This window comes from Bradyrhizobium sp., assembly GCF_016462955.1.
Taxonomy (GTDB): Bacteria; Pseudomonadota; Alphaproteobacteria; order Rhizobiales; family Xanthobacteraceae; genus Bradyrhizobium.
The window spans coordinates 22,993-29,466 of record NZ_JAEMSD010000022.1 but is presented as its reverse complement, the minus strand read 5'-3'; the positions used below and the strand labels follow the sequence as shown (position 1 = coordinate 29,466).

6 protein-coding genes are annotated in these 6,474 nt (G+C 58.8%); 4 read left to right on the top strand and 2 right to left on the bottom strand.

Annotation, left to right across the window (positions count from 1 at the left end; genetic code table 11):
• Together JHD07_RS04570 and JHD07_RS04565 are read right to left on the bottom strand one after the other, a co-directional pair.
• On the bottom strand, window positions 1-453 hold a 453-nt coding region (locus tag JHD07_RS04570; RefSeq protein WP_291619421.1), incomplete at its 3' end, for a type IV secretion protein.
• Window positions 454-498: 45 nt separating this feature from the next.
• Complete coding sequence (locus tag JHD07_RS04565) at window positions 499-1,134, bottom strand: acyl-homoserine-lactone synthase (RefSeq protein ID WP_024343422.1); 636 nt, start codon at window positions 1,132-1,134, stop codon at window positions 499-501.
• 205 nt (window positions 1,135-1,339) lie between these two features.
• Between JHD07_RS04565 and JHD07_RS04560 the strand changes: the two genes are divergently transcribed.
• The 4 genes from JHD07_RS04560 to JHD07_RS04545 all read left to right on the top strand — a co-directional run bounded on the left by JHD07_RS04560 (window position 1,340) and on the right by JHD07_RS04545 (window position 6,265).
• Window positions 1,340-2,080: a LuxR family transcriptional regulator gene (locus JHD07_RS04560; protein ID WP_024343423.1), complete on the top strand. Its 741-nt coding sequence runs from the start codon at window positions 1,340-1,342 to the stop codon at window positions 2,078-2,080.
• 326 nt (window positions 2,081-2,406) lie between these two features.
• Window positions 2,407-2,763 carry a transposase zinc-binding domain-containing protein gene (locus tag JHD07_RS04555; RefSeq protein WP_196232457.1) on the top strand — a complete coding sequence of 119 codons (357 nt, stop codon included), beginning with the start codon at window positions 2,407-2,409 and terminating at the stop codon, window positions 2,761-2,763.
• 402 nt (window positions 2,764-3,165) lie between these two features.
• Window positions 3,166-5,007: an ATP-dependent zinc metalloprotease FtsH gene (gene ftsH / locus JHD07_RS04550; RefSeq protein WP_024342346.1), complete on the top strand. Its 1,842-nt coding sequence runs from the start codon at window positions 3,166-3,168 to the stop codon at window positions 5,005-5,007.
• Between the two features lie 493 nt (window positions 5,008-5,500).
• Window positions 5,501-6,265 (top strand): NADH dehydrogenase ubiquinone Fe-S protein 4, encoded by a 765-nt coding sequence (locus tag JHD07_RS04545; RefSeq protein WP_024342345.1) that lies wholly within the window; start codon window positions 5,501-5,503, stop codon window positions 6,263-6,265.
• The last annotated feature ends 209 nt before the right edge of the window (window positions 6,266-6,474 follow it).

The window sequence follows — 6,474 nt, the reverse complement described above, 5'->3', positions numbered from 1 at the left end:
CACGTCGGCATCGCCGGGCGGGGTTCGGGGCTCGGGCGTTGTTCGGGAAGTGTTAGTCGCGAAGCTCGCGACGACCCTGGCAATGGCCTGATCATGGCCGGAGGCGTTCACGTTCGCTGCTTGCAATCGGGCCTGGAATAATCTGCCGAGCCCCGCGATGTGCTTGCAGGCGTCGAAGGTCGTGGTAGCTGTCAGTCCGGCCTCTTTCATGTCCGCGGCATCAAGCTGAGCGAGACCGGTCCGGACCGGCTGGCCGGTGGCGATGGCTTCGGTCGCGAACTGGATCGCTTCGTCACGGTCACTTGCCTGAATCGGAACCGGTTTGCGCGCCTGAACTGTGATCAGCAGCGGCTCGAACGAGCTCGCCTTCCGCACAATGGCCGTAAGCGGCCGAACCAGTTCTGGCGTCGGGGCGCACCGTTCGGCTAGAGCCGCGAATGCAGCTGGATCCATTTTGATAGCCTCTTGTTATTGCCAGGAGCTGCAGAGCGCTCGACGCTATGCCGCGAGCGCCGTGCTCGACGGAGCCTCAATCGCCGGCTTCGAAATCTTGCCGGCTGCCCGGATCGCCCGGAGGGCGTCATCGGTGACTGGCAACAGTCCTGCGACGGCCGTGGTGGTTCCGATTTGACGCGGCGTGCCGAGGCGATCGAGATGCCATCCCGCTCGGCGCAGGATGCGCTCCAGGCGCAGATCAGTAACCGTTGCGATGGCTTGCAGGCCGCACTGCTGGCCCCATTCAATCATTGCCGCAAAGAGCAGGAACGTCGCTTCCCGCAAGCCGTTGGCGGCTGTAGCCGCGACGTTTTTGGTATCCACGCAAAAACGCGAACTCTCCCAGATACTGGCTGCTCTGGGCGCCGCGTGGCCATCCAGCAACACTGGGAACGTGTCGGCAAGCATGTTGCGCCCGGTGGTGGGCAGCAAGCGAACACAACCGACAACCTCGCGCCGTTCGACCACCAATAGATAAGTCGGCCTGAAGGCGTCGTACTGATCAATCTCCATGCCACCTGTGACAGAGACGTCCCAGTCGAGCCGCTCCTTGAACACGCGCGCCCGCAGACGGTGCATTCCCATTGTTAGTTCAGAGTCGTGCAGGAGCGCCATACGCGTGCGCGCAATGACCTTCATTCTTAACCTCTCGCTTACGAATCACAGCTTCGAGATCAAGAGAGCAGGCGCGGTCACGGCGTTGCGCTGTCAGTTCTGACAGGGCTGTTTGGAATCGTTCTTGCCGCAAAGCTGCCGCAAGGCCGCAATACACACCCACACGCAGCGCGCGAATGTTGCGCGGCTGTCGCGTTTGGGAACCAGAGAAAGTTCTAAAAGGGGTGCAATGAAGAATGTCAAAAGAGCATGCGATGAGTTTGTCGATTGCCTTCACTCTGCCCATACGGAAGATGATTTTAGACGCGTCGCGGAGCGAACCGCGCATGCATTGGGCTTTCGCTGGTTCGCCTATTTTGGCCACCGCGCGAATGGCCCCAAGCTGATCTCTTCCTATCCGAAGAGTTGGACCAACCACTATTTTCGGGAAAGATATCACAACATCGATCCCGTTCTTCAGGATCCGCGAAACACAAGCCGGATGTTTCTGTGGGATGGACGTGAAGCGCGAAGCGCAAAGTCGGCGAAAGAACGCCGTCTGTTTGACGATGCGCTCAGCTTCAAGATCAGGACCGGTCTTACGATTCGCGTTCCGGCAAGACAGAATCAGTTCGCAGCGTTCACGTTAGCGGTAGACGACCGCAGCATTGGACTCGATCGTTTTATCGAGACCTCGCAAGATATGCTTGAAAGGATGGGTCTCACCTTTCATGCGCATGTTAACGCCGCCCGAATCGGACGCGCGCCCCCGGACTCTAAGCAGGAAAGTCCCCTCACTCAGCGCGAGCGGCAGTGTCTCGAGTGGATTTCTGATGGCAAGACGATGCAGGACATCGCGGAGCTTCTCGGAGTTTCTCCTCGTGGGGTGAAGTATCATCTTGATAATGCCAGGCGAAATCTTGCTGCACTGACCCTTCCCCACGCCGTGGCCCTCGCCTTTCGGCAGGGATTGCTGCCAATGTGCGTATAATAGCCGTCCGGGTCGGCAACCGTGGCTCAAAGATCGATGGGTTAACGACGAGCGCGAAAGGAGATATGTGACGAGTTTCTTCATAAGTTGACGCCCTGTCGCCAGCAGAACGATCAGCGAGGTCATGAGCCCGCTGGAGCATATCGCACTTGAGCCTCAAGGAGATACAACCAAGGCTGACGCGCGCGTGTCATGCCTGGCCTTTGAGGTTGCGGACATCTTTTGCGACCATGGCGCGGCATGACGTCAAGCACATGCCGGCCATGTTAGCCTCGACCAATTGAAGGTAATGTCGGCGATCGAGCGCTGCAGCGCCGCGTCACTTGGTGAACATTTCGCGTGTTGAGCGGACTGCGTGTTTAGCACGACCGCCTACAAAATCTTGCCGCAACCGGCACTGCCCGGCCAAGGCCGCCGCCGAAGACTGGCTCGCCGACCGCGATACTGAGCTGTTGGGGGTACCGTACTGTCACATGGCGTTAACGCTGCCCGGAGACCAGAGGACAGACGCGCCACCCGACCGTGTCCTTCGCGAGGACGTCGAAGCGTCCTACTTAAGAATCGGTAACCACGAGGCGGACGCTTTCGGAATCAAGCCGCAAACCATACTACTGCCTTTGATTTTAGCAGTGTTGTCGCAGACCGGTCTTACACCCTCCACACTTACACCGATGCCGCGCTGAACATGCTACGCCACATGCGGAATTCGTTTGGGCTATGAAGCTGCCTCTTTCGGCGGCCTCTTCGTTCTGGCCCACCGCCACTGCTCACCACTCCGGTTGACGGACAGTGTTCTGCGGTCTTGGCCACCAACCTTGTTCTCCGAAAAAGGCGCGAGGCACTATGTCAAGGAGCAGTCATCGGGTGCTCGTTGCCCGACCTGGCGTCGCCTCAAGATGCATGAACTCATTCTAGGCGACGAGCAATGGCCAAAGAAGCGATCTACAATCTTACGACTGCTCAGTTGGGCATCCTCCAGCGAAATTGCAGCCGGCTGATAGTCTCGTAACACAACGTTGAAACCAAGACCACGTCAAAGGCGTTTGGGCAAAGTTGGTTGCACATTATACATTAGGGGTCTGGCCATGACAAACAAAACCCGCTTCAATATCGGATACGCTCTTGTCGCCGTTTTTGCGGTCTTCTTCATTCAGTATCTTATCGCGACGGCTACGCAGATCGCTGTCATTCCTTACAGCGAATACCTACAGCTGCTACAGCAGGGCAAAGTCGACGCCGTCGGCATCTCCGACCGCACATTGCAGGGTACGTTAAAGGAGCCGCTGCCGGGTGGTCAGAAAAGATTTGTGACCACGCGCGTCGACCAGGACGTGGCGCAAGAACTCCAAAAGCACAACGTCCGGTTCACCGGGCAAATCGAGAGCACCTTTCTGCGAGACCTCCTCTCCTGGGTGATGCCCGTACTGCTTTTCTTTGGGCTATGGTGGTACATCGGCCGTCGCATGGCTGAGGGAGGTGGTCTTGGCGGCGGACTAATGGCGATCGGCAAGAGCAAGGCCAAGATCTATGTCGAATCCAACACTGGCGTGACGTTTGCCGATGTAGCGGGGGTAGACGAAGCCAAGGACGAATTGCGCGAGGTCGTCGAATTTCTAAAAAATCCTACCGACTACAGTCGTCTTGGTGGCCGCATGCCTAAGGGCGTGCTGCTGGTTGGCCCGCCGGGAACAGGCAAGACGTTGCTGGCGAAGGCGGTTGCGGGCGAAGCTCGGGTGCCTTTCTTCTCAATCTCGGGCTCTGAATTCGTAGAGATGTTCGTGGGTGTTGGCGCTGCCCGGGTGCGCGACCTATTCCAGCAAGCTCACGAGAAGGCGCCGGCGATCATCTTCATTGACGAACTCGACGCCCTTGGCCGAGCCCGCGGTATCGGCCCCTTCGCCGGCGGGCACGACGAGAAGGAACAGACGCTCAACCAGCTGCTGGTCGAACTCGACGGCTTCGATTCCCGCTCCGGGCTCGTCATCCTCGCCGCAACCAACAGGCCGGAAATCCTCGACCCTGCCCTGTTGCGCGCTGGGCGCTTTGACCGACAGGTCTTGGTCGACCGCCCCGACAAGAAGGGCCGTATCGATATACTCAACGTCCACATGAAGAAGGTGCGGCTCGCAGGTGACGTCCAGCCAGAAGCCGTTGCGGCCTTAACACCCGGATTCACCGGGGCCGACCTTGCCAACCTTGTTAATGAGGCCGCTCTTCTAGCCACACGCCGTGGGGCCGAAGCGGTTAGCATGAGCGATTTCAACAACGCGGTGGAGCGCATGGTCGCCGGTTTGGAAAAGCGCAACCGGCTGCTCAATCCCAAGGAGCGCGAGATCGTTGCTTACCACGAGATGGGCCACGCGCTCGTCGCGCTCTCACTGCCCGGTGTCGATCCTGTGCACAAGGTCTCGATCATCCCCCGCGGAGTCGGCGCACTGGGCTACACTATTCAGCGGCCCATCGAGGACCGATTCCTGATGACCAAAGAGGAGTTGGAAAACAAAATGGCCGTACTTCTCGGCGGCCGTGCGGCTGAGCTAGTTGTGTTTGACCATCTATCGACGGGAGCCGCCGACGATCTGCGGCGGGTAACCGATATCGCGCGAAGCATGGTGACTCGCTATGGCATGTCGGAGCAACTCGGCAGCGTTGCCTATGACCGCGAGCCTGGCAATTTTCTCGGAGGACCCGATCAGACCTATCGAGCTCACGAGCGAGACTATGCGGAGGAGACCGCCGCTGCGATCGATCGCGAGGTGAAAGCGATTGTAGATCAAGTCTTCCAACGCACTCAGGGCCTCCTAAATACACGGCGTCCGGTCCTCGACCGCGCGGCAAAGAAGCTACTGGAGAAGGAAACGTTGGAGCAAAGTGACATTGACGTGTTGATACGGGAAATGCCCAGGGAGGGTCTGCGTGCGATCTGATTCACTTCCCACCTGCCCCGAGGGCGCAGGACGCCGCGTCTCCGCAATCACGAGCGCCTTCAACCCCTTGCGTCTCACAGAGCTCTGGTTTCCGCGATCGGTAGGTGAACCTCCCTCGTAGACTCAGTGAAGACGCCGGTCGATATCCCGAATTTTTGATGAGCACGGGTGTGTGCCTGGATACAGTCGGACGACGCCTTGCTTTACGGCCGGGAGCACCTGACGGCTCCGGCCGGAGTCTCATGGGGCGACGTCAGAGCTGCTGGAGGACAACAAAGAACCGTCCGAGCAACTTTCAAGTGGGTGAGCACGGGACAGCAGCGGCGCTGTTCTACTTTCTGGCGAGCTCTTGAAGGCTCGCGAGCAGATACCCAACTTGATGGCCGTGACGCTGCAAAAGAAGCGGCGCGAAATCATTCATTCAGTCATCCTTTGATAGGACTGCCACGAGGCGCGGCCAAACCGTGCGGTCCACGGATATGGGAGGGACAACATGAAGGTCGTGAAAACCAGAGTCTTGGAACAATCGGTATCAGAGGCTGTGTCTGCCAATGACAATCGTCCGGCAGACCAGCTTTTCACCCCGTCCGTCTTTCCGAAGGGTGCAATAGCCATCATCTTTAGGGCGTCGCCTTCGCCGATGAGTTCGGGAAGAGCTCATTGCCAAGACTGGCGGCTCGTCTTCAAGCGCCGCACCGCCCCTTACCTGGAGCCTTTGATGGGTTGGACCTCTGATGATGATCCGCTGGCCCAGGTCGAGCTCAAGTTTCCGACCCTGAGATCAGCACTTCGCTATGCTGAGCGGCAGGGGCTAAAATACGCTGTTCAGACGCCTTGGCACGAGCGCACGGAGTCATACGAAGTGGGCCCTGGAATTACGCGCGCCTTCTCCGATGCAACGCTCGAACGTCTGGGGCTTGGTGCCCTGCAAACGAGCTATACGGAGGCCATTGCAGGCGCCGAAGCCCGCCACGACCTGCGAGGGGACGAAGGGTGGGTTTCACCCATGGCAGTGGTGAAGGATGCCTCTCTCTCACTTGAGGCGAAACGCTCGATCCTGATAAACTGGGCCTGGACCGAATACCTGTTCGGGCAAGCTGACGCCGACGAAAAACCGCAAGGACAGCGGCAATCGCGGTTGCCTGAAGTCGAGTTCGCCTTGCTCGAGCTTGAACGGGCTGCCACTCATTCCAAGAGCCCTCCGCCGGAGGGCGCTTCTGTCCAAGACAACGAGTCTAGGACAGAACTGGCAGCATGAGGGCTCGCTGCCCTGCAGTTCGTCAGCTTTCAAGAGAAACGACGATCCGGCTCAACCGAGCGTCTTCGTGTCCCTTCGACAGCTTATGGATCACTCGGTCGAGATTTTCGCTGTGCGCGGCCAGAGCCATGCCTATCAGTGTTACGCCCCCAAAAGCCAGTCCAATCGCCCACAGCGCCCCATTCGGGAAAGCCGCGAATCAGCAGGCC